Consider the following 26,925-nt stretch of genomic DNA (forward strand, 5'->3'; position numbering starts at 1 on the left):
ATTTCTCCCTGATTACGCCAAATGGGACGCCGCAGTTCCGGAGTCCCTCTTGATGAACACCCACGAAAAGGCATCGCGCTACGAAGAGGTCCGCAAGGAGATCGCTTCGGTAATCGCCGGCGAGACCAGCCGGACCGCCCGCTATGCGACGGCGTCCTGCCTGCTGGCGCAGGCGTTTGGCCCGCGCTTCTTCTGGACCGGTTTCTACGAGGTCGATCCGGGCAAGCCCGGCGAGCTTGTTGTTGGCCCTTATCAGGGTACGCTCGGCTGCCTGCGCATTCCTTTCGGCAAGGGCGTCTGCGGCGCTGCGGCGGCGTCCGGGGAGACCCAGCTGGTCGAGGACGTGCATGCCTTTCCCGGTCATATCGCCTGCGACAGCCGCTCGAATTCGGAGATCGTCGTGCCTGTATTCGATGCCGACGGTCAGCTGGCGGCTGTCCTCGACGTCGACTCGACTGAATATGCCGCCTTCGACGAAACCGACCGCGCGGGACTGGAAGCGATTTGCGCCGAGCTTCTGAAGAACTGAAGACGCTGAAGATCGGCGGGCAACCGGTCGAGTACCGGCTCGTCCGCTCACCGCGCCGCCGCACGCTCGCCCTGTCGATCGACGAAACCGGACTGCGCGTACTCGCTCCGGTTTCGGCGCGGGCGGGCTGGATCGACCGCGTGCTCGACGAAAAGTCCGACTGGATCGCGGTAAAGCTCGCCAAGTGGTCGGCGCGCCCGGTCCGGGAATTCGATTTCCGGAACGGCGGAACGCTCCCCTTCCTCGGGCAGGACCTGACCGTGACGGTCGCGCCGCTTCAGCGCGGCGTGCGGACCCGCGTGACGCTGGACGATCGCCAGTTGATTGTGGGGGTCGATCCCGAGGCGCACGGCGTCATCCGGGAGAATGCTGTGCGCAGCGGCTTGAAGCGCTTCTACAAGACGGAGGCCGAACGGCACTTTACGCCTCTGGTTGCGTACCACGCCGAAGCGCTGGGTCGCCCCACCCCGAAAATCGTCGTGCGCGACCAGAAACGCCGCTGGGGCAGTTGCGATACCAAGGGCGTGATCCGCCTCAGCTGGCGGCTGGCCGCCGCGCCGCCCGACCTCATCGACTATGTCTGCGCACACGAAGTCGCGCACCTGGTCGAGATGAACCACTCCCCGGCTTTCTGGGCCGTGGTCGAGGGGCTCATGCCGGACTGGAAGAACCGGCGGAAGGGGATGAAGTCCGTCCCTTCCCTTCCGCTCTGACTCTTACTCCTCGGCGAGCATCCGGTCGAAATAATCCAGGATCAGCTGTGTTCGGTGCGTCTGGCGTTCCGGTGTGCGGATTCCGTGGCGCTGGCCGGGATAGGTCATCAGCTCGAATTGCAGGCTCCGCGACTGCAGCGCATCGATCATCCGCGTCGTATTCGCGAAGATGACGTTGTCGTCGGCCATCCCGTGAATGATCAGCAGCGGCGTCTCGTAATTGTCGATATGGGCAAAGGCCGAGCCCTGCTCATAGCCGTCCGGATTGTCCTCCGGCGTGCCCATGTAGCGCTCGGTGTAATGGGTGTCGTAGAGCGACCAGTCGGTCACCGGCGCACCGGCCACGCCTGCCGCGAACCGCCCCGGCGCCTGCAGCGTCGTCATCAGCGTCATGTAGCCGCCATAGGACCAGCCCCAGATCCCGACCCGATCGGCGTCGACGAAATCGAGTGACTGCAGATAGTCGAGCCCGGCCAGCTGGTCGCGCACTTCGACCTGACCCATCGCGCGGTGGAGCGGCGTCTCGAAGGCATGGCCGCGATTCCAGGAGCCGCGATTGTCGAGGATGAAATAGACATAGCCGGCCTGGGCGAAGATCTGCGGCGTCCCGCCCGCCCAATTGCGGCGAACCTGTTGGACGTGCGGACCGCCATAGACATAGACGATCGCCGGATAGGTCTCGTCCGGATCGAAGCCGGCGGGCAGATACATCATCCAGTGCAGGTCCGTGCCGTCCTCCGCTTCGATCGTGCCGAACTCGGGCGCAATGTGATCGTCAAAATAGGGGAAGTAGGGATGCCCCTCGGCGAGCGCATTCTCCTCCAGCCAGCGGATGCGTTCGCCCGACATGTCGTAGAGCGCGGTCTGCGTCGGCGTGACCGGATCGGAATAACTGCCGATGAAGGCGGAGCCGCCTGAATTCACGGTCGCCGACCACCAGCCTTCGCCCGATGTGATCTGCGTGGGCTCGCCGCCCGACAGCGGCACGGAATAAAGATGACGCTGGGTCGGGTCCTCGGTCCAGCCTTCGAACAAGACCGTACCGGCTTCGAGATCGACCCCGGCAATCTGCTCCACCACCCAGTCGCCCGACGTGACCTGTGCGATCAGTTCGCCGTCATGGCTGAATTGATAGATGTGCCGGAAGCCCGACCGCTCCGAGGTCCAGATCATGTTGCCGTCATCCAGCGGCCGGAGGTCGTTGTTGAGGTTGATCCAGGCGTCGTCCGTCTCGGTCAGGAGCGTCCGCGTTTCGCCTGTCGCCGGATCGGCGGCGAGAAGGTCGAGCACGGTCTGCTGCCGGTTCTGCCGCTGGACGAGGGCTTCGGAGCTGTCGCGCCGCCAGTTGACGCGCGCGAGATAGATGTCGGTGTTTTCGCCGAGGTCGATCTCGGTGGTCTCGCCGCTGTCGAGCGCGATCGTGTGCAGCGTCACGAGCGCATTCGCATCGCCGGCGCGCGGATAGCGCTGTTCGACGACGGTCGCGCCCTCCGCCCCGATTTCCAGACGGGGGATGATTTCCACCGGCGTCTCGTCGACGCGCGCTGCGGCAATGTATTGCTCGTCCGGCGACCACCAGTATCCGGTGTCGCGGTCCATTTCCTCCTGGGCGACGAATTCGGCCATGCCCCACGAGATGACGCCGCCGCCCTCGGTGGTCAGCGCGCGTTCCTCGCCGCTGGCGAGGTCGATCACGTAGAGATTCTGGTCGCGGATGAAGGAAACGAAATTCCCGTTCGGCGAGATCCGGGCATCGGTCTCGAACGCCTCCGTCTCGGTCAGGCGGCGCGCCTCGCCCGATTCCACATCGACGTAGAAAATATCGCCGCCGAGCGGGACGAGGATGGCGTCTCCGGTGGTGTCCCAGTCGTATTCGACGATGCCCGACGCGCTGATCCGCTGGCGTTCGCGGCGCTGGCGCTCGGCTTCGGAAAGCTCGACCTCCTCGGGAACCAGCACATCGCTGTCGACCAGCAGATAGGGATCGCCGCCCGCGACATCGATGGCCCACAGATCGAGGACATTGGCGTCCTCCTCCTTGGCGCGCAGGAAGGTGATGCGCTCGCCGTCGGGTGAAAACCGCAGCGCGCGCGGCGCCGGGCCGTTAAGGCTGGGGCTGCCATAGAGCCGCTCGATCGTCAGCTGTTCCGCCTCCTGCGCAAGCGCGGACGGGGCGAAAAGAAAGGGCAGGGCGATCAGGGCAGCGCGGCGCATCGGCATCTCCGTTTGGCAATTCGGGACGCAAGCTAGGACTCCCGGCGTTGCCAGCCAAGGGCGCACTCCGCTATAGCGCGCGGCAAAGGAATTTCCCGCTGATTTGAAGGACGCCGCCCCATGGCCGCCTACCAGTATGTCTACCACATGGATCGCCTGTCGAAGACCTATCCGGGCGCGTCCAAGCCGGTGTTCGAGAACATTTCCCTGCACTTCCTGCCCGACGCCAAGATCGGCGTCGTCGGCGTGAACGGCGCGGGCAAGTCGACCCTCCTGAAGATCATGGCCGGCATCGACACCGAATTCACCGGCGAGGCCTGGGCGGAGAAGGGCGTGCGCGTCGGCTATTTGCCGCAGGAACCGAAGCTGGATCAGTCCAAGTCCGTCTGGGAAAACGTGATCGAGGGCTCGGCCGACAAGAAGCTGGTCGACGATTTCAACGCCGTCTCGATGAAGCTCGCCGAAGACTATACCGACGAGCTGATGGCGGAGATGACCGAGCTTCAGGAGAAGATCGACGCCCGCGACGCCTGGGACATCGATTCGAAGATCGAAATGGCGATGGACGCGCTGCGCTGCCCGCCGGGTGACGCCGATGTGACCAAGCTGTCGGGCGGTGAAGTCCGCCGCGTGGCGCTGTGCCGCCTGCTTCTGTCGGAGCCGCACATGCTGCTGCTCGACGAGCCGACCAACCACCTCGACGCGGAATCGGTGGAGTGGCTGCAGCACTATCTGGAAGGCTTCCCCGGCGCGATCCTGGTCGTGACCCACGACCGTTACTTCCTCGACTCGATCACCACCTGGACGCTCGAGCTCGATCGAGGCCGCGGCATCCCCTATGAGGGCAATTACTCCTCCTGGCTGGAGCAGAAGCAGAAGCGCCTCGCGCAGGAATCCCGCGAGGAGGGCGCGAAGTCCCGCGCTCTGGCCCGCGAACTCGAATGGATCCGCTCAAGCCCGAAGGCCCGCCAGGCCAAGTCCAAGGCGCGTATCAAGGCCTATGAGGAAATGCGCGACGCCGCCGAGCGTCAGGACATCACCACCGCCGTCATCCGTATTCCGCCGGGCCCGCGCCTCGGCGGCAATGTGGTCAATTTCGAGCATGTGAAGAAGGGCTTCGGCGATCGCCTCCTGATCGACGATCTCGACTTCAAGCTGCCGCCCGGCGGCGTGGTCGGCGTGATCGGTCCGAACGGTGCGGGCAAGACCACGCTGTTCAAGATGATCATTGGCGAGGAGCAGCCCGACGAGGGCAAGATCGAGATCGGCGAGACGGTGAAGCTCGGCTACGTCAACCAGTCGCGCGATGCCCTCGATCCGAAAAAGAACGTCTGGGAGGAAATCTCCGGCGGTCATGACATGATCACGCTGGGTGGCAAGGAAGTCCCGAGCCGGGCCTATGTCGGCGCGTTCAACTTCAAGGGCGGCGACCAGCAGAAGAAAGTCGGCCTGCTTTCCGGCGGTGAGCGCAACCGCGTCCACCTCGCCAAAATGCTGAAGGAGGGCGGCAATCTGCTCCTCCTCGACGAACCGACCAACGACCTCGACGTGGAAACCCTGTCGGCGCTCGAAGCCGCGCTCGAAGACTTCCCCGGCTGCGCGGTGATCATCACCCACGACCGCTTCTTCCTCGATCGGATCGCCACGCACATCCTCGCCTTCGAGGGGGACAGCCATGTCGAATGGTTCGAAGGCAATTTCCACGACTATCTGGAAGACAAGAAGCGCCGCCTCGGTGAGGACTCCATCGTCCCCACCCGCGTGAAATTCCAGAAGTTCAGCCGCTAGACCGGTGGCCCGGACCGGCATCGAACGCGCGCGCCTCGCCAGCTACCGGCGGGGCCGCGCGATCGCGGCGGTCCTCGTCCTGGCTTCACTCCTTCTGACTGGCGTGATCGGCGCACTGGCCCTGGCGAACCCGGATGCGGTGTTCCGCAGCCCGGTCATCGTTTTCGTCTTCCCCGCGCTCATCTGGATCACGCTCAATCCGCGTGCCCACCGTCAATGGTGGGCGGCCCGCCGCGATACGCAGGAGGACGGGGTCGATACGATCACCGGACCAGCGCGGCTGCGCCAGCAGGACCGTCCGGGAATCTTCGCCGGGCCGCGCGACCGCCTCCTAGTCGGTGACCGAGTCTTCGAGATCGACTCCGCCTTCGCCGACTCCCTCGTGCCCGGCCAGACCGTGACCGTGCGCTTTGCCCCGCATTCCGGTGCGCTCCTGTCGATCGTCCAGGATGCCGATGCGGCCGGCGCGCAGTCCGCTATCGTGGCTGCAGATCTGACCCGTCGCGAGCAGGAGCTCCTCGCCCTGATCGCGGAAGGACTGACCGACAAGGAAATCGCCCGGCGGCTGAACCTCTCGCCGTCGACCGTGCGAACCTACAACAGTGCGCTCTACCAGAAGCTTGGCGTGACCAGCCGCACACAGGCGATCCGCATGGCGAAATCCGGCAGCTGACACCTGTCGACTGACACATCGTCAACATCTGTCGATGGCCGGGCCGCCCATCGCCCGCCAGCGTCCTTCCATCGAAACGGAGGGATACATGACCGCAACCGCCACCAAACCCGCCCGCCTCTGGAGCTTCCGCGACGGCATCGTCGTGCTCGCCGCGGCGATGCTCGCCTACACGCTGATGAGTTGGGGCCACATGGCCATCGTCGCCCGCACGGTCGGAATGGAAGCCTATCTCGGGGCGGGCGACCGCCTGCCGGCCTCCATCCTCGTCATCAGCCAGGCGTCCAAGGCCGCCGCACTGCTCGGCGCGCTCTGGCTGTTGGGACTTCTCCCCAAACGCCTCGACTGGTCGGCGGTGGGGCTGAAGCCGGTCAAGCGCGGCTGGCTGATCCTGGGCGGCGTCGCGGGGCTGGGCTTCGTCGTGTCTGGCCTGCTTCTGGTGAAGGCGATGATCGCGCTCGTGCCCGATTGGGCAGGGATGACCCGCTCGCCCTTCGCCTTCGGTGAGGCAAACGGCTGGGCCATGTCCGTCGCCTTCCTCGCACTCACCTTCGCCATCACGCCCTTCGCGGAGGAGGTCTTCTTCCGCGGCTTTCTCTACAAGTGGATGAAGGGCCACCGGCCGGTCTGGCTCGCCGCGCTCGTTTCCTCGGCGATCTTCGGCGCGTCGCACATCATTCCCCCGCAGGCGATCAACGCCTTCGTGCTGTCACTGGTCCTCATCTGGATCTACGAGAAATCCGGCTCGATCTGGCCCGCAGTCCTCGCCCATGCGATCAACAACATCGCCGGAACCCTGCTCTCGGCCCTCGCCGCGCAGGGGTATCTGCCCGCCTTACTCACCGCGCCGGGGTAATGCGAAGGGACCTGATTTTTCCGCACCTGCGAAGGATTACACGTTGAATCGTCTCGCAATTACGATATAAAGATATCTTTATAGGTTTTGCGACACGAGACGCATGGAAGAACTGGTTCGACAGCTGAAGGCCCTGGCCGATCCGTCACGCTTGCGCGTGGCGCACCTCCTGTCGCGCGGCGAGCTGACCGTGTCCGAACTGGTTCACATTCTCGGGCAGAGCCAGCCGCGCGTGTCGCGCCATCTGAAGCTTCTGACCGATGCCAATCTCGCAGAACGCATGCCGGAGGGCGCCTTCGTCTTCTACCGGCTGACCGGGCAGGGGGCGGGCAAGCGTCTCGCCGCCCTCATCAGTGAATTCGTGCCGGACAGCGACCCGTCCTTCCGCCGTGACCTGGAGCGTCTCGAAGCCGTGAAGGCCGCCCGCGCCGCCGAGGCGCAGGCCTATTTCGACCGGGCCTCGTCGGATTGGGAGACGATCCGCTCGCTGCACCTGTCCGAGGACGAGGTCGAGGCAGCCATTCTCGCCGCGGCGGGCCAGGGCCCGTTCGACCTGATCGTCGATGTCGGCGTCGGCACCGGCCGCATGCTCGAAGTCTTCGCCGACCGCGCTGCGCGCGGTGTCGGCGTGGATGTGAACCACGCCATGCTCAATCTCGCCCGGCTCAATCTCGAGAAGGCGGGGATCAAGCATTTCTTCGTGCGCGAAGCCAATGTCACGGCGCTGCCCTTCGCGGACCGCAGCGCCGATCTCGTGACCGTGCACCAGGTGCTGCACTATCTCGATGATCCGGCCAGCGCGATCACCGAATGCGCCCGCGTGCTTAAGCCCGGCGGCATTCTTCTGATCGCCGACTTCGCGCCGCACCAGCTGGAATATCTCCGCAGCGAACATGCCCATCGCCGCCTCGGATTCTCCGACGCGGAAATGGGCGACTGGGTCGACGCCGCCGGACTCGACCTGACGCGGCGTATCGCCCTGCATCCGGAAGAGCCCGCCGGCCGCCTGACGGTGAAGATCTGGGCCGCAACCAAATCCGAGCGCGCTGCCGAACCGGGCACGCGCACCAAGCAACAAAAACAGGAAGAAAACCCGTGAGCGCGAGTTTGAAAACGAATGGGGGGCCGTCCGTTTCTTTCGAGTTCTTCCCGCCGAAGACCGATGAAATGGCCGAGCGCCTGTGGGATTCCGTATCGAAGCTGGAGGCATTCCAGCCCGGCTTCGTTTCCGTGACCTATGGTGCAGGCGGTTCGACCCGCGAGCGAACGCACGCCACCGTCAAGCGCATCGTCGACGAGACGAGCCTGAAGCCGGCCGCGCACCTGACCTGCGTGTGCGCGACGAAGGACGAGATCAACGAGGTGATCCGCGAATACCGCGACGCCGGTGTGAAGCACATCGTCGCACTGCGCGGCGATCCGCCTGAAGGCATCGGTGAGAAGTACGAGCCGCATCCGGGCGGCTATGTGAATGCGGCCGATCTCGCCGCCGGCATTTCGGAAATCGGCGGGTTCGAGATTTCTGTCGGCTGCTATCCGGAAAAGCACCCGGAAAGCCGCGACTTCGCTTACGACATCGACCTGCTGAAGCGTAAGGTCGACCATGGCGCGACCCGGGCCATCACCCAGTTCTTCTTCGAGCCGGACGTCTATTTCCGCTATCTCGACAAGGTCCGCGCCGCCGGGATCGATATCCCGATCGTGCCGGGCATCATGCTGCAGTCGAACTTCAAGGGCCTGTCGCGGATGGCGGGCCTGTGCGGCGCATCCATCCCGGACTGGCTGGCGCATCGCTATGACGGCCTCGACGACGACGCCGAGACCCGTGAACTGCTGACCGCCCAGACCGCCGCGGAACTGGTGCAGAAGCTCTCCGACGGCGGCTGCGAGCATTTCCACTTCTACACGCTGAACCGGGCGAGCCTGACGATGGCGACCTGCCGTCTTCTGGGCCTGAAGCCTGCCATTGCCGAGCCTGCCTGAGGAGGCCCCGATGTCCCGCAAAGACCGTATCGCCGCCATCGAAGCGGCCGCCAAGCAGCGCATCCTGGTCCTCGACGGGGCCATGGGTACGCAGATCCAGAATCTGAAGCCGTCCGAGGAAGACTATCGCGGCGAGCGTTTCGCCGACTGGTCGTCGCCGGTGAAGGGCAATAACGACCTTCTGAACCTGTCCAAGCCCGACGCGATCCGCGAAATCCACGAGCATTATTTCGAGGCCGGCGCGGACATCGTGGAGACGAACACCTTCTCCGCGACGACGATCGCCCAGGCCGACTACAAGATGGAATCCATCGCCTCCGAAATCGCCCGCGAAGGCGCGCGCATCGCACGCGAGGCCGCCGACAACGTGACCGAGGCGACGGGCATCCAGCGTTGCGTTGCCGGCGCGATCGGGCCGACGAACAAGACGCTGTCGCTGTCGCCGGACGTCAACGACCCGGGTTTCCGCGAAGTCGATTTCGACCAGGTCTATGCCGCCTATTACGAGCAGGCCGAGGCGATGGCGCCCTTCGTCGACTTCATGCTGGTCGAGACGATTTTCGACACGCTGAACGCCAAGGCCGCGATCAAGGCGCTGCTCGACCTCGCCGACCGCACCGGAGAGGAAATCCCGATCCTGCTGTCTGGCACGATCACTGACGCATCCGGCCGGACGCTTTCCGGGCAGACCACCGAAGCCTTCTGGAACTCCGTGCGCCATGCCCGGCCGTGGGCGGTGGGTCTCAATTGCGCGCTCGGCGCCGATCAGCTCCGCCGCTATGTCGCGGAAATGTCCCGCGTCGCGGGCACGCGCGTGCTGGCCTATCCCAATGCCGGTCTGCCGAATGCCTTCGGCGAGTACGACGAGACTCCGTCGGAAACCGCCGAACACATCGCGGAATGGGCGGAAAGCGGTCTTCTCAATGTCGTGGGTGGCTGTTGCGGGACGACCCCGAGCCACATCGCCGCCATCGCGAAAGCCGTGAAGGGCAAGGCGCCGCGCGAATACGGCCCGCGCCCGCCCGCCATGCGCCTGTCCGGCCTTGAACCCTTTGCCCTGTCCGCCTGAGGAATACCGTACTGATGTCCGAACAATCCCAAGCCATCTTCGTCAATGTCGGCGAGCGGACGAACGTCACAGGTTCGGCCGTCTTCCGGCGCCTGATCACCGACGGCAATTACAACGAGGCGCTGTCCGTCGCCCGTCAGCAGGTCGAGAACGGCGCGCAGATCATCGACGTCAACATGGACGAGGGCCTTCTGGACTCGAAGGCGGCCATGCGCACCTTCCTGCGCCTGATCGCCGCCGAACCGGATATTGCCCGCGTGCCGATCATGATCGACTCCTCCAAGTGGGAAGTGATCGAGGAAGGTCTGAAGAACGTCCAGGGCAAGGCGATCGTCAACTCGATCAGCCTGAAGGAGGGCGAAGAGCCCTTCCTGGAACAGGCGCGGCTGGTCAGGTCCTATGGCGCCGCCGTCGTCGTCATGGCGTTCGACGAGACCGGTCAGGCCGAGACCGCCGACCGCAAGTTCGACATCTGCAAGCGGGCCTATGACCTGCTGGTCGACACCGTCGGCATCGACCCGAACGACATCATCTTCGACCCGAACATCTTCGCGGTCGCGACCGGCATCGCCGAGCACGACGATTACGGCGTCGCCTTCATCGAGGCGACCCGCCGCATCCGCAAGGAACTCAAGGGCGCGCACGTGTCCGGCGGTGTCTCCAACCTCTCATTCTCCTTCCGGGGAAATGAGGTCGTTCGCCAGGCGATGCACTCCGTCTTCCTCTACCACGCCATCAAGGCGGGGATGGACATGGGCATCGTCAATGCCGGCCAGCTCGACATCTATGACGACATCGAGCCGGAATTGCGCGAGGCCTGCGAGGACGTGATCCTCAACCGCCGCTCCGACGCCGGTGAGCGCCTGCTGGAACTGGCCGAGCGCTATCGCGGCGAAGAAGGCAAGCAGGCGAAGAAGAAGAACACCGAGTGGCGCGAATGGCCGGTGGCCAAGCGCCTCGAGCACTCGCTCGTCCACGGCATCGACGATTATATCGAAGAGGACACCGAGGAAGCGCGCCAGAATTTCGACAAGCCGCTCGAAGTGATCGAAGGCCCGCTGATGGACGGCATGAATGTCGTCGGCGACCTGTTCGGCGACGGCAAGATGTTCCTGCCGCAGGTCGTGAAATCGGCCCGCGTGATGAAGAAGGCCGTCGCCTATCTCCTGCCCTATCTGGAAGAGGAGAAACGCCGCACGGGCATGGAAGGCAAGTCGAACGGAAAGATCGTCATGGCGACGGTCAAGGGCGACGTCCACGACATCGGCAAGAACATTGTTGGCGTCGTGCTGCAGTGTAACGGCTATGACGTGATCGATCTCGGCGTCATGGTTCCCGCCGAGACCATTCTGGACACGGCGAAGAAGGAAGGGGCCGATATCATCGGACTGTCGGGACTGATCACGCCGAGCCTCGACGAGATGGTCACGGTCGCGGCGGAAATGCAGCGTCAGGGATACGATATTCCGCTGCTGATCGGCGGGGCGACGACCAGCCCGGCGCACACCGCGGTGAAGATCGAACCGGCCTACAAGAACAACGCGGCGATCCACGTCAACGACGCCAGCCGCGCCGTCGGCGTGGTCTCGAAACTTCTCTCTGGAACCGCCCGCGACGGCTATGTTGCCGACATCCGCGAGGAATATCAGAAGATCCGCGAACGCCGCGCCAACGCCCAGGCGGCGAAAAACCGCGTCCCGCTCGAGGGTGCGCGCAAGAATGCGATGAAGATCGACTGGGCCGGCTACGAGCCGCCGCAACCGAAGACGCCGGGCGTCACGAAGATCGACGACGTCACGGTGAAGGACCTGATCCCCTATATCGACTGGACGCCCTTCTTCGCGGCCTGGGAGATCAAGGGGCGTTTCCCGCAAATCCTCGATGATCCGAACCGCGGTGAGGCGGCGCGCAGCCTGTTCGAGGATGCGCAGCGCATGCTCGACACGATGGTGCAGGAAGGCTGGCTTCAGCCGCGCGGCGTGGTCGGACTGTGGCCCGCCAATTCCGACGGCGATGACATCACGGTCTGGACGGATGAAAGCCGCACGGAGAAACGCGCGACCTTCTTCGGCCTGCGCCAGCAGGCGGCAAAGGACAATGACCGGCCGCACCTGTCGCAATCGGACTTCGTATCTCCCGAGGGCGCGGACTGGGTCGGCGGTTTTGCCGTCACGGCCGGCGAGAACCTGGACAAGATGAAGGAATTCAAGGCGGACAATGACGACTATTCGGGCATCCTGTTCGCCGCCCTGTCTGACCGTATCGCCGAGGCATTCGCGGAATACCTGCACGAGCGCGTGCGCAGGCAGTATTGGGGCTACTCGCCCGACGAAAGCTTCAAGAGCGAGGAACTGATCGCCGAGGCCTATCGCGGCATCCGACCGGCACCTGGCTACCCCTCCCAGCCCGACCACACCGAGAAGCTGACCCTGTTCGATCTGTTGAATGCGCCGGAAAATGCCGGTGTCACGCTGACCGAGAGCCTCGCCATGATGCCGGCGTCCTCGGTCTCGGGCCTCTATATCGGCCACCCGGACAGCGCGTATTTCGCGGTCGGCCGCATCGCGGAAGACCAGGCGAAGGACTATGCCGAGCGCAAGGGCTGGACGCTGGCCGAGGCCGAAAAGGCGCTGGCGCCGATCCTCGGATACGAACCGAGCGAGAACGACGAGAAAAGCGCGGCCTGACCTTGCGTCAGGCCGGCTTGCCGTCGGCGATGTGTTCAAGCGGTCCGGCGGGAACGATCCCGTTCGGATTGATCATGCCGTGGCTCTCGTAATAGTGCCGCTGGGCGTGTTCGAGATTGAACAATTCGCCGACTCCGTCGACCGCATGCAGCCGCCGCCCGTAGGCAGCGAGGTGTGGATAGTCGATCAGGCGCCGCAGATTGCATTTGAAGTGGCCGTGATAGACCGGGTCGAAGCGCACCAGCGTGGTGTAGAGCCGCCAGTCAGCTTCGGTCAGCCGGTCACCGGTCAGCCATGTCCGGCCGTCTGAGAGCCGTTCTTCAAGCCAGTCGAGCGCGTCGAACAGCTTGCCGACTTCGGCCTCGTAGACGCTCTGTTTCGTCGCGAAGCCGGACTTGTAGACGCCATTGTTCACATCCGAATAAACGCGGTCATTGATCGCGTCGATCTCGTCGCGGAGATCCTCGGGATAGTAGTCGCCTTGCTTCGCGCCGAGCCCGTCGAACGCCGCATTGAACATCCGGATGATGTCTGCGCTTTCGTTCGAAACGATCGTGCCGGTCTGCTTGTCCCACAGGACCGGGACCGTCACCCGGCCGGTATAGTCCGGCTTCGCGGCGGTATAGACCTGGTGCAGGAAGTCGGCGTTGTGGATCGGGTCCGGGATGACGCCGGGACCGTCCATGAACGTCCAGCCATTCTCGCCCATCAGCCAGTGAACCACTGACAGCGAGATCATGTCCTCCAGCCCTTTCAGGCGCCGGAAGACCAGCGTGCGGTGCGCCCAGGGGCAGGCGAGCGAGACATAGAGGTGATAGCGCCCGGCCTCGGCCTTGAAGCTGGTCTGGCCCTTCGGTCCCGGACCGCCATCGGCCGTCACCCAGCCGCGGAAGGCGCTCTCGGAACGCTTGAATTTCCCGCCGGTCGACTTCGTGTCGTACCACTTGTCGGTCCATTGACCGTCAACGAGCATGCCCATCGGCGCGCTCCTTCATGTTTGCTTCTGTCAGAAACGCCCAGCCTGATAGTCCAGCATCGCCTGGCGCACTTCGCCTTCCGTGTTCATGACGAAAGGCCCGCCCCACGCCACAGGTTCCCGGATCGGCCGTCCGGCCAGGAAGAGCGCGGTCGCGCCTTCGGACCCCGCTTCCAGACGGACCGTGTCACCCGTCATCAGGACGCCGAGCTCGCCGACCGAAAGCGTGACGGCCTTTCCGTCGGCATCGCGGAAGTGGAGCGACCCGTCGCGCACGGCGATCATCACCGTCTTGCCCGGATCGACCGGTTCCTCATAGACGCCGCCCGCATCGAGCCGGACATCGGCATAGAAGGGATCGGTCGCGACATCGCGCACCGGGCCTTCGACCCCGGTCGAGGTCTTCCCCGTCACGATCCGCGCCCTTGCGCCGGTCTCGCGCACGTCTTCGGGAATGCGCGCCGGATCGAATTCCTGATAGCGCGCCGGCTCCATCTTCTTCTCGCGCGGCAGGTTGATCCACAGCTGGAAGCCGGACATCAGCCCGTCTTCCTGCTCCGGCATTTCGGAGTGTTCGATGCCGCCCGCTGCGGTCATCCACTGCACGCCGCCCGGTTCGATCACGCCTTCATGACCCTTGTTGTCCTTGTGGCGCAGACGCCCGGCGAACATGTAGGTCACGGTCTCGAACCCGCGATGGGGATGCGGCGGGAAGCCGGCGATGTAGTCGCCCGGATTGTCCGAGTGGAAATGGTCGAGCATCAGGAAGGGGTCGAGCATTTGAAGCTCGCGGTGACCGAGCAGGCGGCGGATTTTCACGCCGGCACCATCGGATGTCGCAACGCCTTTCGTCTTGAAGGCAAGGGTCCGGATCTGGCTCATGGCAATCTCCTTTGACCGCTATCTAGTGTGCCGCGTCCGCCGGAGCGACCCCGGCATTCGGACACTTGTTCTTTCCGATCGGGAGACAATCGGGTTTCGGCTGACGCCGCTTGCGCTTGCCGGTAGTGTGTCCGGAAATTCGACTCGGGGAGGGTTCAATCATGCGTCCGGTTTTCGTTTCTGCCATCGCCTCCGTATTCCTGATGGCCTGCGGCAATTCAGCCGCCACCGATCCGGCTGAGGCCGAAGCGGCCGACGCCGCGTCGACCGATCAACACGCAGACGGCGAGGCAGACGCCGCGGCGGTTGATCAACACGCCGCCGATGAAACCGGTGCGTCCGAACAGGGCGCCGCGAACAGTCAGGTCTTCGCCGCCGAGACCGAACTGTTCGGCTACTATCTGCCCGATACGGACGTCGGCATTGGCGATATCCGCCTAGACCACATCGCAATCGGTATGGATTGGGAATTCGAGGAATTCTTCGCTGGCCAACCCGAAAACTATCAGCCGTTCGTCATGGCGTTTGATGACGTCTCCAGCCCGACCGGCATCGGCGAACTGGGCAATACCTATTACGAAGTCAGCTATGCGGTTTTTCCGGAAAACTTTCTAATCACCGACGAGGCGCTGACCTTCTCCGGGACGCATGAAGTGATCGGCGCCTATTCATTCGAGGGGACGTTCAACGCGCAGCAGGTCGAAGCTTTCCACGAGGGCTTACCCGCGGAGGGCGCGCTGACCGGAACGCTTCGGATCGGCGACGACGTCTTCGAGAATGTCAGCTTCCAGGGCTGGTTGGGCGACTGACGGTTTGGCCTCCGCGAAGAAACAGCCGCTGCTGATTGGCTGGCGCGAATGGGTGCGCCTGCCCGATCTGACCGATCTGCCGATCAAGGCGAAGATCGATACCGGCGCGCGGACATCCGCGATCCATGCCTGGAAGATCCAGCGCTTTTCCGAAGCCGGCGCGCCCTGGGTGCGGTTCGAACTGCACCCGGTCCAGAAGGACAACCGCACCCGGATCGCCTGCGTCATGCCGATCTTCGACGAACGCGAAGTGCGGTCCTCGAACGGAGAGACGGCGGTACGCCTCGTCGTGAAGACGAAGTTGAAAATGGACGGGCGTATCTGGCCGATCGAGTTGACTTTGGCGCGCCGGGACCAGATGGGTTTCCGCATGCTGATCGGCCGGACGGCGCTGAAACGCCGTGTCCTGATCGACCCCGCTGCCTCCTTCCTGACGGGGCGCGAGCCCGGTCCGGTTTAGCTTCCGCCTTGCTTGCCCCATACTGACCACGCGCCGAACAGGAATTGACGCCCATGCGCCTTCTCATGCTGGCCCGAAACGCCTCGCTCTACTCGCACCGGCGGCTTGTGGAGGCGGCCGAGGCACGCGGCCACGAGATCGATGTCCTCGATACGCTGCGCATCTACATGAACATCACCTCGCTGCGTCCCGAGGCCCGGCACAATGGCCGCTCGCTCGAAGGCTATGACGCGGTCATCCCGCGAATCGGCGCGTCGATCACCAGCTACGGCACCGCAGTCGTGCGCCAGTTCGAGATGATGGGCGTGTGGTCGCTGAACGAGTCCGTCGCCATCGGCCGTTCGCGCGACAAGCTTCGCTCGCTTCAGCTCCTGTCGCGCGCCGGGATCGGCCTTCCGGTGACGGCTTTCGCCCATGAAACGCGCATGACCGACGACGTGCTCGATATCGTGGGCGGCGAACCGGTCGTCATCAAGCTGCTTGAAGGCACGCAGGGCGTCGGCGTGGTTCTGGCGGAAACCCGCCGCTCCGCGAAATCGGTGATCGAGGCCTTCCGCGGCGCCAAGGTCGATATTCTCGTCCAGGAATTCATCAAGGAGGCGGGCGGTTCCGACATCCGGATGATTGTCGTCGGCGGCAAGGTGATCGCGGCGATGAAGCGCCAGGGCGGGGAAGGCGATTTCCGCTCCAACCTGCACCGCGGCGGTTCGGCGGCGAAGGTACGCATCACACCGGAGGAACGCTCGACCGCGCTGCGCGCTGCCAAGGTGATGGGGCTGAATGTCGCCGGGGTTGATATCCTGCGGTCCAATCACGGACCGGTGGTGATGGAGGTGAATTCCTCCCCGGGGCTTGAAGGCATCGAGGAGACCACCGGATTCGACGTCGCCGACGCGATCATCGACTTCGTCGAAAAGAACGCCAGCCCCGGAAAGACGAAGACCAAGGGCAAGGGATGAGCGTCTTCGAGATGGCCGGGCACGCCGTGCCGTCCGGCGAGCGTGCCATCGTCGACATCCCGGTCTCGGTGCTGTCCGACCACACGCCGATGGCGCTCTCCTGCCAGGTCATTCACGGGAAGCGCCCCGGTCCCGCCGCGTTCGTTTCCGGCGCGATCCATGGCGACGAGATCATCGGTGTCGAGATCGTCCGCCGCCTGCTGCGCACGCCGCAGCTGAAATCGCTTCGAGGCACGCTGATCTGCGTGCCGATCGTCAACACGTTCGGATTCATCAACCACACGCGCTACCTGCCGGACCGGCGCGACCTGAACCGGTCCTTCCCGGGGGCGGCGACGGGCTCGCTCGCGGCCCGGCTGGCGCGGCTCTTCGTCGATGAGATCGTGTCGCGCTGCGAGGTCGGGATCGACCTGCATTCCGCCGCCGAGCACCGGGTGAACCTGCCCCAGATCCGGATCGATGCCGGCTCGAAGCGCGTGCAGGAACTGGCGCAGGCCTTCTGCGCCCCGGTCATCGTCCAGTCGAAGCTGCGCGACGGCTCGCTGCGCATGGCGGCCCGCGAGATGGGCAAGGACGTGCTCGTCTACGAGGCCGGCGAGGCGCTGCGCTTCGACGAACAGGCCATACGCCTCGGTGTGAAGGGCATTCTCCGCGTCCTGCACCAACTCGGCATGATCGCCAGCGACAAGGGTCTGTCGTCGAAAATCCGCCCCGTCCTGTCCAGGCATTCGCACTGGGAGCGCGCGCCGATGGGCGGTGTGCTGCGCGCCTACAAGGCTGCCGGGGCGCTGGTGGAAAAGGGCGATGTGATCGCCGCCATCGCCGATCCGCTGGGATCTCGCGAGGAAGTCGTGAAGGCGAATTTCTCGGGCCTCGTCATCGGCCGGACCATGCTGCCCATCGTCAATGAGGGCGATGCGCTCTTCCATATCGCGGAGATTTCCCGCGTCCCGAAGGTCGATCCCCTGGTCCGCATCGGCGAGGAGACCGAAGGCGACCCGCTGTTCGACGAGGACGAAATCCTCTGATCACGATCACAGCCCCTCAGGATGAGGGAAATCATCGCCGTTGAAAAACAGTGCGGGGCCGCCTGCATGGCAGACGGCCCCGCGAATGCGGTGCCCCGGACCGGAGGGACTGGGAAGGGGGTCCGAAAGCTCCGGATCCTGCCTCTTATTCGGGCATGATCACTTCATTGATGACGTGGATGACGCCATTGGATGCATCGACGTCAGCCATGATGACAGTTGCGCCATCGACCATGACGTTGTCGCCGGTCGCATCGATATCGACCGTGTCACCCTGGACCGTTTCCACGGACAGCGCCTGGCCGCCCAGATCGCCCGCCATGTATTCACCCGCGACCACGTGATAGGTCAGGATCGCGACCAGCTGGTCCCGGTTTTCCGGCTGCAGCAGGCTTTCCACCGTGCCTTCCGGCAGGGCGGCGAAGGCTTCGTCGGTCGGGGCGAACACCGTGAACGGACCATCGCCGCGCAGCGTTTCTTCGAGACCCGCGGCCTGAACGGCAGCCACCAGCGTGTTGAACGAACCGGCGCTCACCGCAGTGTCGACGATGTCGGCCTGCATGGCGTGATGATCGGACGAGGCGTGGTGGTCGACCTTGGCCTGTCCGTCGGCAAAAGCCGGGGCAGCGAGAAGGGCCAGGGCGGCGGTCGCAGTAAAGAGAGTACGCATTGTGCTTGCGCTCCTTCGGATTGCTTCGTGGGGGGAGGAAAGGCGCCGCCCGTGTAGGGGCCGGGCGGCGCCAGTCTTCAAGAGGGATGTCTTGCGCAAGACATGGGGAGATACGCGCCCGATCCGCCATCGGATCGGAACATTGCGAAAGTTTAATCTGCCGGGCCGAATCCGCCCCCGCCGGGAGTCTCGATCACGATCGCGTCGCCAGGCCGTACCGCCACGCTGAACAGGGCGGGCAGAACTACCTCGCTCCCGTCGGACCGGATCAGCCGTTGGGAGCCTGCGAGCGCCTCGCCGCCGCCGGACAGACCGGCCGGATGTTCATTCCGGCGCGAGGACAGTAGCGCGGCCTCCATCGCTTCAAGGAAAATCAGCTTCCGGCTGGATCCGTCACCGCCCCGCCATTTTCCGTCGCCACCCGAGTTCGGGCGCACCCGGTGCCAGGCGAGCCGCACCGGAAATCGCGCCTCCAGCACTTCCGGGTCGGTCATGCGCGAATTCGTCATGTGGGTGTGGATCGCGCTGGTCCCGGCAAAGCCGTGTCCTTCGTGGTCCAACCCTGCTCCGGCACCGCCGCAGATCGTCTCGTAATACTGGTAGCGCGCATTGCCGAAGGTGAAGTTGTTCATAGTGCCTTGGGCGCTGGCCATCCGGCCTGCTGCGGCGAACAGGGCATCGACGACCAGCTGGCTGGTCTCGACATTGCCGGCCACGACGGCGGCGGGAGGCTTCGGATCGAGCAGGCTGCGTTCCGGGATCACGATCTCCAGCGGTTTCAGACACCCCTCGTTCAGCGGGATCGCGTCGCCGACGAGGCAGCGGAAGATGTAAAGCACGGCGGCCCGCGCGACGCTCGACGGCGCGTTGAAATTGCTGTCGCGCTGGGCGCTGGTGCCCGTGAAGTCGACCCTGGCGGTGCGAGCGTCCCGGTCGACGGTGATCCGGACCCGGATTTCCGCCCCGTCTTCCAGACGCGAGACCGCCTCGCCATCCTCCAGCGCGTCGATCACCCGGCGAACGGCGCGCTCGGCATTGTCCTGCACATGGCCCATATAGGCCCGCACCACGTCGAGCCCGTGATCGCCGACCATCCGTTTCAGTTCCGCCGCGCCTTTCGCGCAGGCGGCCAGTTGCGCCTTCATGTCGGCGACATTCTGATCCGGATTGCGGGCCGGGAAGGGGCCGCCGGTGAGGACGGCGCGTACATCCGCGTCGAGGAAACGCCCTGCTTCCATCACCTTGAGGTTCCGGAACAGCACGCCTTCCTCGTCGATCGTCTTCGAGAAGGGCGGCATGGACCCCGGGGCGATTCCGCCGACATCGGCATGGTGGCCCCTTGCCGCGACCCAGAACAGGCGTTCGCCCGACATTTCGTCGAACACCGGCACGACCAGCGTGATGTCGGGCAGGTGAGTGCCGCCGTCATAGGGCGCATTCACCGCCACCGCATCACCGGGACCGAGGTCCGGGTGCGCCTCGGCGGCGGCCTTCACGCTGGCCGACATCGAACCAAGATGCACCGGCATGTGCGGGGCGTTGGCGACCAGCCCGCCCCCGGCATCGAAGACGGCGCAGGAAAAGTCGAGCCGCTCCTTGATGTTTACCGAGTGGGCCGTGCGCTCGAGCGCCGTGCCCATCTGTTCCGCGACGGCCATGAAGCGCTTGTTGAAGAGTTCCAGACGCACCGGATCGAGCGCGGTGGATCCGGCTTCCTTCACGGTGCGGCCGTCCCGTGTCAGCACCAGCATGCCATCGGCCTTGCGCTGCGCGGTCCAGCCGGCTTCCACCACGATGGTGGAATTGGGCTCGACGATCAGCGCCGGCCCGGTGAAGCGCGCATCCGGACCGAAATCCTCCAGCGCCACAACCGGCGTTTCCCGCCATCCACCGCCGGAAAAGACCTGCGTCATGCGGCGCGGCTTCGGATCGCCGGACATGTCAGGCAGATCGATCGACCAGCCGCCGGCACCCGGCGGGTCGGCTTCGGCCTCCGCTGCGACACTCTCGATCACCAGAGCGGCATCGCCCGGCGTAAAACCGAACAGCTGGCTGTGTGCCCGCTCGAAATCCGCGCGCATCGCTTCGATGCCGCTGAATGCGACGGGCAGGGCGGTGTCCGACCCCGCCACCTTGATCCGGGCTTCCAGACGTGAGCGGATCGCCTTCGCCGCCGCGCCCTGCCGGATGAGGGCGTCGCGTGCGCCGTCGGCCAGTGCTTCGGCTCGTTCACGCGCCGCGCCGAGCCCGGTATCGAAGGGCAGGCCGGAGGCCGCTTCACGCGTCTCACGCAGCTCGGCGAGCCCGATTCCGAGCGCTGACAGCAGCCCGGCGAAGGGATGGACCAACACGGTCGTCATGCCGAGCGCCTCGGCGACCTTGCAGGCATGCTGACCGCCCGCCCCTCCGAAGGACGACAGGGCATAGCCCGCCGGATCGACGCCCTGACCGATCGAGATCTGCTTGATTGCCTGCGCCATGTTTTCAACCGCGACCGCGAGGAAACCTTCTGCTGCCGCCTCCGGCCCGTCCGCGCCCATCGCATCGGCGAGTTCGGCAAGAGCGGCTCGGCTGGCGTCCGCGTCCAGCTTCCCGTCGCCGGATTGCCCGAAAACCTGAGGGAACTCATCCGGCTGGATCCGGCCAAGCACGATATTCGCGTCCGTCACCGCGGCAGGCCCGTCGCGGCCATAGCCCGCCGGTCCCGGCATGGCGCCGGCGCTGTCGGGCCCGACACGGGCGCGCTCGCCGTCGAAGTACAGGACCGAACCGCCGCCCGCCGCAACGGTATGCACCGCCATCATCGGCGCGCGCAGGCGGTGACCGGCGATGCGCGCTTCGGTCACCCGCTCATAGTGGACGCCGTCAAAGCGCGACACATCAGTCGAGGTGCCGCCCATGTCGAAGCCGATCACCTTCGGGAAACCGGCCGATGCGGCGGTCTTCGCCATCCCGACCACGCCGCCGGCCGGGCCTGACAGCACCGCGTCTCGCGCCGCAAATGTGTCCGCCGAGGTCAGTCCGCCGGACGACTGCATGAAGTAGAGCGGCGCGCCATCAAGCCGTTCTGCGACCCGTCCGGCATAGTCCTTCAGGACCGGTGTAAGATAGGCATCGAGGACGGTGGTCGAGGCGCGGGGCACGATCTTCACCAGCGGGCTCGCTTCGCTCGACAGGATGATCGTGTCGAACCCGGCCTCCCTCGCCAGTTCACCGAGGCGTTTTTCGTGCGCCGGATTGGCATAGGCGTGAAGGCAGGCGATCGCCGCGGTGCGACATCCTGCTGCCCGTGCGGCTTTCAGTCCCGATAGGGCTGCTGCTTCGTCCAAACGGGTCACGACGGAGCCGTCGGCGGCGAGGCGCTCGCTGACCTCCAGCACATGGTGATGAAGCGGTTCGGGCCGGTCGATCTTCATCGCGAAGATGTCGGGCCGCGTCTGGTCGCCGATCACGAGGAGGTCGGCGAAGCCTTCGGTCACGACGAAGAGCGTCGGTGCGCCCTTGCGCTCGAGCAGCGCATTGGTTGCGACCGTCGTGCCCATCTTTACCGCAGCGATCATTTCGGCGGGGATGGCCTCATTACTTTTCAGACCCAGAAACCGGCGTACGCCTTCGGACGCAGCATCGGGATAGTCCGGGCATTCCGACAGCAGCTTCATCGCGCGAACGCGGCCGCCCGGTTCGCGTGCCAGCACGTCGGTAAACGTGCCGCCGCGGTCGATCCAGAATTCCCACCTGCCGTTCACGACTCGCGCCCGCCCGATTCCCGCGTTACATGCGGGCCGGAGACTAGACCCATGTCCCTCTGGCGCAAGCTGACCCAATTCATCGCCGGGCGGTCCGACCCCTTCGATTGCGAGATCGAGGAATGCGGGCCGGGCCGGCGCGTGGACCATGCCGATTTCGCCATGGCGCTGATCGGTCTCGGCGCAAAAATGGCCAAGGCCGACGGGGTCGTCACCACCGACGAGATCGACGCCTTCCGCCGGGTGTTCCGTGCTCCGAAGGAAGGTGAGGAGGCGATTGCGCGCCTGTTCAATCTCGCCAAGGAAACCACGCTCGGCTTCGAAGGCTATGCGCAGCGGCTCGCGCGCCGTTTCCGCGCCCACCCGGCCGTGCTGGAAGACGTGCTCGACGGCTTGTTCCACATTGCGAAGGCAGACGGCCGGGTGACGCCGGCGGAGCTGACCTTCCTCGAAACCGTGGCCGACATCTTCGGTTTCTCGGAGCGGGAATACCGCCGGATCCGCATGGGTCATGTCGGCCTGCCGGAAGACGACCCCTGGCTGATTCTGGGAATCGATCCCGATATCGACGAGGCCGGATTGAAACGTGCCTATCGCCGCATCGCGGCGCAGAATCACCCCGACGCGCTCGTCGCGCGCGGCGCACCACCGGAAATGCAGCGCCTCGCCGATGAGAAAATGGCCATGATCAACGCCGCTTACGCTCAAATTCGCGCGATCCGGACACGGGAATCGCGGCCCGGTGATTGACGCGGCGCATTCTGGCCCCAAAATTGATGTCAGGATGCGGGGGCAAGAACTGGAGTAGCCGCATGACCGACGCGACGAATTCATCCGAACGGATTGCCCAGGGGGCCGGACGCTTCGTCCGCGCGCTCGCTGCGGGCGTGATCGCGATCGCCTTCATCGGTCTTGTCCTCTTCCTCGCCGCGGTCCTGACCGCCGCGGCGATCGCCGCGATCGGTGTTGCACTGCTCGCTGGCGGGGCCTGGTGGCTGTGGACCAAGATCCGCGGACCGCGCAACCGGGGCGGAGACGACAATGGCGACCCGACCCTGCTGGTCGCGCGCCGGGGTCCGAATGGCTGGACCGTCGAAGGCACCGGCCGCTTCTAGATCAAATCATTTGCCTGACAGCGCCGTTCCGGGCTAACGCCCGGACCCATGACGCTGCGCGACGCTCTCGGCCTTGTGGCCATGTGCCTGATCTGGGGCTTCAATTTCGTCGTCGCGAAATTCTCGATCGCGGGCATCCCGGCCTGGGTGCCGGGATTCGAGGGTAGCCCGCCCATCTTCTTCGCCTTCCTGCGTTTCCTGCTGCTGGCGATGGTACTCGCGCCTTTCCTGCGGCCCATGCCGAAGGATTGGCCGCGCCTCCTCGGCGTGGCGGCGTGCATGGGCGGCGTCCAGTACGCGCTCATCTTCATCGGACTTCAGTCCGCAACCCCATCCGGAATGGCGATCACGCTGCAGCTCGGCGTGCCGTTTGCGACCCTCCTGTCGGTGGTCTGGCTGGGTGAGAGGCTCGGGCCGCTGCGTGTGGTCGGCACGATCGCGGCCTTCACGGGCGTGGCGCTGGTCAGCGCCGACCCCGCCAATCTGACGATATCGCTCGGCCTTCTGTTCGGTATCGGGGCGGCAGCCGTATCGGCGGTCGGCATGATCCTCGTGAAGAAGATCGACATGAAACCCTTCCGCCTGCAGGCCTGGATCGGGGTCTTGTCGATTGGCCCCTTGCTGGTCCTGTCGCTCCTGCTCGAGCGCGGCCAGATCGCGGCGGTGATGAGCGGTGGCTTCCTGTTCGTGCTGGCGCTGATCTACACGGTGGGCCTCGTCAACATGTTCGGCCACGGCGTTTTCTACCACCTCATCCAGCGCTACGAGACGAATTTGATCGCACCGCTGACGCTGATGGCACCGCTCTCGGGTGTCGCATTCGGTATCCTGGTAGCGGGCGACCCGCTCGGCTGGCGGCTGGCCGTCGGCGGGGCGATTGCGCTGGCCGGCGTCGCCCTGGTCGCGGCGCGGCCGAACAAGACCTTGCCCAAGGCCCCGCTGGCGCGCGAAGAAGCATTATGACCATCACCGACCTGCCGTCGCCGAACTTCAACGACCGCAAATCGCCGATCCGCTTCGTCGTGCTGCACTATACCGGCATGGAAACGGGGCAGGTGGCAATCGACCGCCTGCGCGATCCCGACGCCGGGGTCAGCGCGCACTACGTCGTCGAAGAAGACGGAAACGTCCTGCGTCTGGTGCCGGAAGACCAACGCGCCTGGCATGCCGGCGTTGGCGAATGGTGCAGCGAGACGGACATGAATTCCGCCTCGATCGGGATCGAGATCGTCAATGGCGGCCATGATTTCGGCCTCCCCGATTACCCGGACGCCCAGATCGCCGTGGTGATCGAACTCGTTCAGGACATCCTCAAGCGCCACGACCTCGACCCGTCCGCGGTGATCGGCCATTCCGACCTCGCCCCGGGACGCAAACAGGACCCGGGTGAGAGATTTCCCTGGCGGAAACTGGCGGATGTCGGCGCCGCCATCTGGCCGTCCCTGATCGACAAACCCTCCGATGACGTCGAGGGCGATCTGTCGAAGATCGGCTACGGGCTCGATGCGGGCCGGTCAGCCGTGATCGAGGCTTTCCAGCGCCGCTTCCGGCCCTCCGCCGTGACCGGTGAGGCGGATGACGAAACACGGCGGCTGATGCGCGCCGTGGCGGCGATCTCCAGCTGAGACGTCACTCCCGCGCAGGCGGGAGTCCAGATTTCCCTTTGCGCTGGATTCCGGCCTTCGCCGGAACGATGCGTGGCATTGTCGATTGGCTCTGTCCCGGCCTTATCTGTCCCCGCGAAGGCGGGGATGCCGGGACCTGTCCAACTTGAGGGTTAACCGGAAGCGTGGACGGGCCTCGGAATATATCCGGGGCGGGGGGCAGGTAATCTCCTGGGATCCCTGCGAAGGCAGGGATCCAGTCTGGTTTCCTGCCTGCGCAGGAAACCCGGTGCGTTGGAAGCAAACATCTCCCCACCCCGCTCCCGTCTTGCTTTCGCAAGCCGCTCGCGTCCCTCCCCTTCAAGGGGAGGGGACACGTACTTCCCCCCTCGTACATCTTTGACGCTCCCCGGTTTCGCGAAGCGAAGACCGGGGTCCAAAGCGTCTGTCCCGTCAGACTCCAGCCTCCATCGGAACCATACGAGATGAGCGGTCACTCCCGCGAAGGCGGGAGTCCAGGTGTTCTTTGGTTCTGGATTCCGGTCTTCGCGGGAGTGATGCGGCGCTAATGCGAAATGCGTTCGACCCGGGCGGGCCGCCGCATCACTTCGCCATCGGCATTGCAGAACATTTCGATGCGAACACGTTCACCCACTCGAGGGGGTGGTCCCGAAAGCCGCAGGTCGAATATGCGGCCTTGCGCGTCACGCGCGGTTTGGCGGTAGTGAAATTGGACCGGCCCACGTTCGCCGCGAACCTGCGTGATGGAGTCGGAGGTCACAACCACGGCTTCAGTCACGCCGCACGGTCGCAGCTCTGCCTCGAAATTGCTGATCCAAAGTGCCCGCAGGACGGGAAACAGGAGAAGGAGGAGAGAGAAGGCCACGGCAAGCAAGACTGCCAGACGCCTGCGAACTGTCATTCGCGCCTCCCTCATGCCTGAACCGTCACTGTCCATTATCTTACCTCAAAATCTCCGCCTCTCTCCCGGAACCCGCGCCCGTCCAATCCCCCTTCAAAATCCATAAACTTCAAACTATAAAGTAATTCATACGCAGGGAGGCATTGATGCAGATCATTCATGACATCTGGGGTGCGGCGCACACGGCGGCGGCGCTCGTCGCGCTGATCACGGGCGCCTTCGTGCTGATGCGGCCGAAGGCGGACGCGCAGCACAAGTTGACCGGGTACACATACTTCGCGGCCTTCTGGGTGCTCATCCTGGCCGGCCTGCCGATGGCCGATGACGGCATCACCGCCTTTCACTGGCTCTCGCTCATCAGTGCCGCGACACTGATTGCCGGTCTGTGGATGATCCTCGCCTCGAAGCGGGCGAAGACCGCGACGGGACGAGCGCAGCTTGTCTTCGGCCACTACAAATTCATGGCGTGGTCCTATGTCGGACTGGTCGCGGCGGGCGTCTCCCAGCTCTCGACCCGTTTCGCCGTGGCTTATGGCGGCATGTCGACTTTCTGGTGGGCGGTGGTGCTGGCGAGCCTCGCCGTGGCCCTGGTCGGGGCGGTCTGGATCGACCGCGAGGATCGCGGCGTGATCCGGCGTTATGCCCGCGCGCTTGACGCGAAGCCCTCCTGAGCCGACATAGGCGGCTGGTCAGGCGGCCGGGCGGCTGCTCCCGCAAGATCCGAAAGGACGCGGGGGAGGAAAGTCCGGGCTCCGCAAGGGCAGGGTGCCAGGTAACGCCTGGCGGGGGCGACCCCAGGGATAGCGCCACAGAGAACAGACCGCCGGCCGTTCGCGGCAGGCAAGGGTGAAACGGTGCGGTAAGAGCGCACCGCCCCGACCGTAAGGAAGGGGGCATGGCAAGCCCCACCCGGAGCAAGACCGAATAGGAATGGATGCCGGTTCGTCCGGCACGCCCGCCCTTGGGTGCCATTCGGGTAGGTCGCGTCAGGCACGCCGCGAGGCGTGTCGCAGAGGAATGGCCGCCGCGTTGTTTCCATCCCGGAAACAGCGGCACAGAACCCGGCTTACAGGCCGCCTGACCCCTCTAACCTCCCGGTTTTTCACGAAGCCGCTTCAATCTGTTCTTTATATGTTCTTTTCGCGCGGTCGCTACAGCGGCTGCGAATACTGTCCTGACCCTAGAAAAAGCAGGGCCCGAGACGTATTCCGCGTTGTTTCCCACGAAATCCCATGTTATCCC

Annotated in this window: 24 protein-coding genes and 1 other RNA gene; 19 read left to right on the forward strand and 6 right to left on the reverse strand. The window is 64.9% G+C overall.

The window, feature by feature from the left end:
- Positions 1-52 precede the first annotated feature (52 nt).
- Together L5876_RS00720 and L5876_RS00725 are read left to right on the forward strand one after the other, a co-directional pair.
- A complete protein-coding gene (locus L5876_RS00720) occupies positions 53-529 on the forward strand; it encodes a GAF domain-containing protein (protein ID WP_236954173.1) in 477 nt (158 codons plus the stop codon).
- Positions 505-1,242, forward strand: a complete 738-nt coding sequence (locus tag L5876_RS00725) for a M48 family metallopeptidase (protein ID WP_236954174.1) — start codon at positions 505-507, stop codon at positions 1,240-1,242. The genes L5876_RS00720 and L5876_RS00725 overlap by 25 nt, the downstream gene beginning before the upstream one ends.
- 3 nt (positions 1,243-1,245) lie before the next feature.
- On the opposite strand, the gene L5876_RS00730 is transcribed toward L5876_RS00725, so the two are convergent.
- On the reverse strand, positions 1,246-3,456 hold the full coding sequence (locus tag L5876_RS00730; RefSeq protein ID WP_236954175.1) for a DPP IV N-terminal domain-containing protein: 2,211 nt from the start codon (positions 3,454-3,456) through the stop codon (positions 1,246-1,248).
- Between the two features lie 120 nt (positions 3,457-3,576).
- Here L5876_RS00730 and ettA point away from each other — a divergent pair, with 120 nt between their 5' ends.
- From ettA to metH, 7 genes are all read left to right on the forward strand, one after another.
- Positions 3,577-5,244: an energy-dependent translational throttle protein EttA gene (gene ettA, locus L5876_RS00735; protein WP_236954176.1), complete on the forward strand. Its 1,668-nt coding sequence runs from the start codon at positions 3,577-3,579 to the stop codon at positions 5,242-5,244.
- Positions 5,245-5,248: 4 nt separating this feature from the next.
- The gene (locus tag L5876_RS14795; RefSeq protein WP_236954177.1) at positions 5,249-5,917 is read left to right on the forward strand and encodes a response regulator transcription factor; all 669 of its coding nucleotides are present in this window, start codon (positions 5,249-5,251) and stop codon (positions 5,915-5,917) included.
- 88 nt (positions 5,918-6,005) lie between these two features.
- Positions 6,006-6,773, forward strand: coding sequence for a CPBP family intramembrane glutamic endopeptidase (locus L5876_RS00745; protein ID WP_236954178.1), 768 nt, complete (start codon positions 6,006-6,008; stop codon positions 6,771-6,773).
- Positions 6,774-6,876: 103 nt separating this feature from the next.
- On the forward strand, positions 6,877-7,872 hold the full coding sequence (locus L5876_RS00750; RefSeq protein WP_236954179.1) for a metalloregulator ArsR/SmtB family transcription factor: 996 nt from the start codon (positions 6,877-6,879) through the stop codon (positions 7,870-7,872).
- Entirely contained in the window at positions 7,869-8,756 is an 888-nt protein-coding gene (metF, locus tag L5876_RS00755) for a methylenetetrahydrofolate reductase [NAD(P)H] (protein WP_336886681.1), read from the forward strand. Before L5876_RS00750 ends, metF begins: the two co-directional genes overlap by 4 nt.
- 10 nt (positions 8,757-8,766) lie before the next feature.
- Positions 8,767-9,825, forward strand: coding sequence for a homocysteine S-methyltransferase family protein (locus L5876_RS00760; protein WP_236954181.1), 1,059 nt, complete (start codon positions 8,767-8,769; stop codon positions 9,823-9,825).
- A 14-nt stretch (positions 9,826-9,839) separates the two neighbouring features.
- Entirely contained in the window at positions 9,840-12,512 is a 2,673-nt protein-coding gene (gene metH, locus L5876_RS00765) for a methionine synthase (protein WP_236954182.1), read from the forward strand.
- A gap of 7 nt (positions 12,513-12,519) precedes the next feature.
- Here metH and L5876_RS00770 read toward each other — a convergent pair whose 3' ends face one another.
- Both L5876_RS00770 and L5876_RS00775 read right to left on the reverse strand, forming a co-directional pair.
- Positions 12,520-13,491, reverse strand: a complete 972-nt coding sequence (locus L5876_RS00770; RefSeq protein ID WP_236954183.1) for a glutathione S-transferase family protein — start codon at positions 13,489-13,491, stop codon at positions 12,520-12,522.
- Positions 13,492-13,518: 27 nt separating this feature from the next.
- Positions 13,519-14,370, reverse strand: a complete 852-nt coding sequence (locus tag L5876_RS00775; protein WP_236954184.1) for a pirin family protein — start codon at positions 14,368-14,370, stop codon at positions 13,519-13,521.
- 161 nt (positions 14,371-14,531) lie between these two features.
- On the opposite strand from L5876_RS00775, the gene L5876_RS00780 reads away from it, so the two are divergent.
- Genes L5876_RS00780 through L5876_RS00795 form a run of 4 tightly spaced genes read left to right on the forward strand, consistent with a single transcriptional unit; the run spans position 14,532 to position 17,626 of the window.
- Positions 14,532-15,179 carry a hypothetical protein gene (locus tag L5876_RS00780; protein WP_236954185.1) on the forward strand — a complete coding sequence of 216 codons (648 nt, stop codon included), beginning with the start codon at positions 14,532-14,534 and terminating at the stop codon, positions 15,177-15,179.
- 4 nt (positions 15,180-15,183) lie between these two features.
- Entirely contained in the window at positions 15,184-15,639 is a 456-nt protein-coding gene (locus tag L5876_RS00785; RefSeq protein ID WP_236954186.1) for an ATP-dependent zinc protease, read from the forward strand.
- Positions 15,640-15,692: 53 nt separating this feature from the next.
- On the forward strand, positions 15,693-16,598 hold the full coding sequence (gene rimK, locus L5876_RS00790) for a 30S ribosomal protein S6--L-glutamate ligase (RefSeq protein ID WP_236954187.1): 906 nt from the start codon (positions 15,693-15,695) through the stop codon (positions 16,596-16,598).
- A complete protein-coding gene (locus L5876_RS00795) occupies positions 16,595-17,626 on the forward strand; it encodes a succinylglutamate desuccinylase/aspartoacylase family protein (protein ID WP_236954188.1) in 1,032 nt (343 codons plus the stop codon). Before rimK ends, L5876_RS00795 begins: the two co-directional genes overlap by 4 nt.
- A 145-nt stretch (positions 17,627-17,771) precedes the next feature.
- Here L5876_RS00795 and L5876_RS00800 read toward each other — a convergent pair whose 3' ends face one another.
- On the reverse strand, positions 17,772-18,296 hold the full coding sequence (locus tag L5876_RS00800; RefSeq protein ID WP_236954189.1) for a fasciclin domain-containing protein: 525 nt from the start codon (positions 18,294-18,296) through the stop codon (positions 17,772-17,774).
- Positions 18,297-18,448: 152 nt separating this feature from the next.
- On the reverse strand, positions 18,449-22,042 hold the full coding sequence (locus tag L5876_RS00805; protein ID WP_236954190.1) for a hydantoinase B/oxoprolinase family protein: 3,594 nt from the start codon (positions 22,040-22,042) through the stop codon (positions 18,449-18,451).
- A 51-nt stretch (positions 22,043-22,093) separates the two neighbouring features.
- On the opposite strand from L5876_RS00805, the gene L5876_RS00810 reads away from it, so the two are divergent.
- The 4 genes from L5876_RS00810 to L5876_RS00825 all read left to right on the forward strand — a co-directional run bounded on the left by L5876_RS00810 (position 22,094) and on the right by L5876_RS00825 (position 24,782).
- Positions 22,094-22,792: a molecular chaperone DjiA gene (locus tag L5876_RS00810; protein ID WP_236954191.1), complete on the forward strand. Its 699-nt coding sequence runs from the start codon at positions 22,094-22,096 to the stop codon at positions 22,790-22,792.
- Positions 22,793-22,854: 62 nt separating this feature from the next.
- Positions 22,855-23,157, forward strand: a complete 303-nt coding sequence (locus tag L5876_RS00815) for a hypothetical protein (protein WP_236954192.1) — start codon at positions 22,855-22,857, stop codon at positions 23,155-23,157.
- Between the two features lie 48 nt (positions 23,158-23,205).
- Positions 23,206-24,120 carry a DMT family transporter gene (locus L5876_RS00820; protein ID WP_236954193.1) on the forward strand — a complete coding sequence of 305 codons (915 nt, stop codon included), beginning with the start codon at positions 23,206-23,208 and terminating at the stop codon, positions 24,118-24,120.
- Entirely contained in the window at positions 24,117-24,782 is a 666-nt protein-coding gene (locus L5876_RS00825) for an N-acetylmuramoyl-L-alanine amidase (RefSeq protein ID WP_236954194.1), read from the forward strand. Before L5876_RS00820 ends, L5876_RS00825 begins: the two co-directional genes overlap by 4 nt.
- Positions 24,783-25,326: 544 nt before the next feature.
- On the opposite strand, the gene L5876_RS00830 is transcribed toward L5876_RS00825, so the two are convergent.
- Positions 25,327-25,683, reverse strand: coding sequence for a hypothetical protein (locus tag L5876_RS00830; RefSeq protein WP_236954195.1), 357 nt, complete (start codon positions 25,681-25,683; stop codon positions 25,327-25,329).
- A gap of 146 nt (positions 25,684-25,829) precedes the next feature.
- On the opposite strand from L5876_RS00830, the gene L5876_RS00835 reads away from it, so the two are divergent.
- Both L5876_RS00835 and rnpB read left to right on the forward strand, forming a co-directional pair.
- The gene (locus L5876_RS00835) at positions 25,830-26,354 is read left to right on the forward strand and encodes a DUF2306 domain-containing protein (RefSeq protein WP_236954196.1); all 525 of its coding nucleotides are present in this window, start codon (positions 25,830-25,832) and stop codon (positions 26,352-26,354) included.
- 18 nt (positions 26,355-26,372) lie between these two features.
- Positions 26,373-26,768: RNase P RNA component class A (gene rnpB, locus L5876_RS00840), an RNA gene on the forward strand.
- Positions 26,769-26,925: the final 157 nt, after the last annotated feature.

It is taken from the genome of Hyphobacterium sp. SN044, from assembly GCF_021864465.1.
In the GTDB taxonomy this organism is placed as follows: Bacteria; Pseudomonadota; Alphaproteobacteria; order Caulobacterales; family Maricaulaceae; genus Hyphobacterium.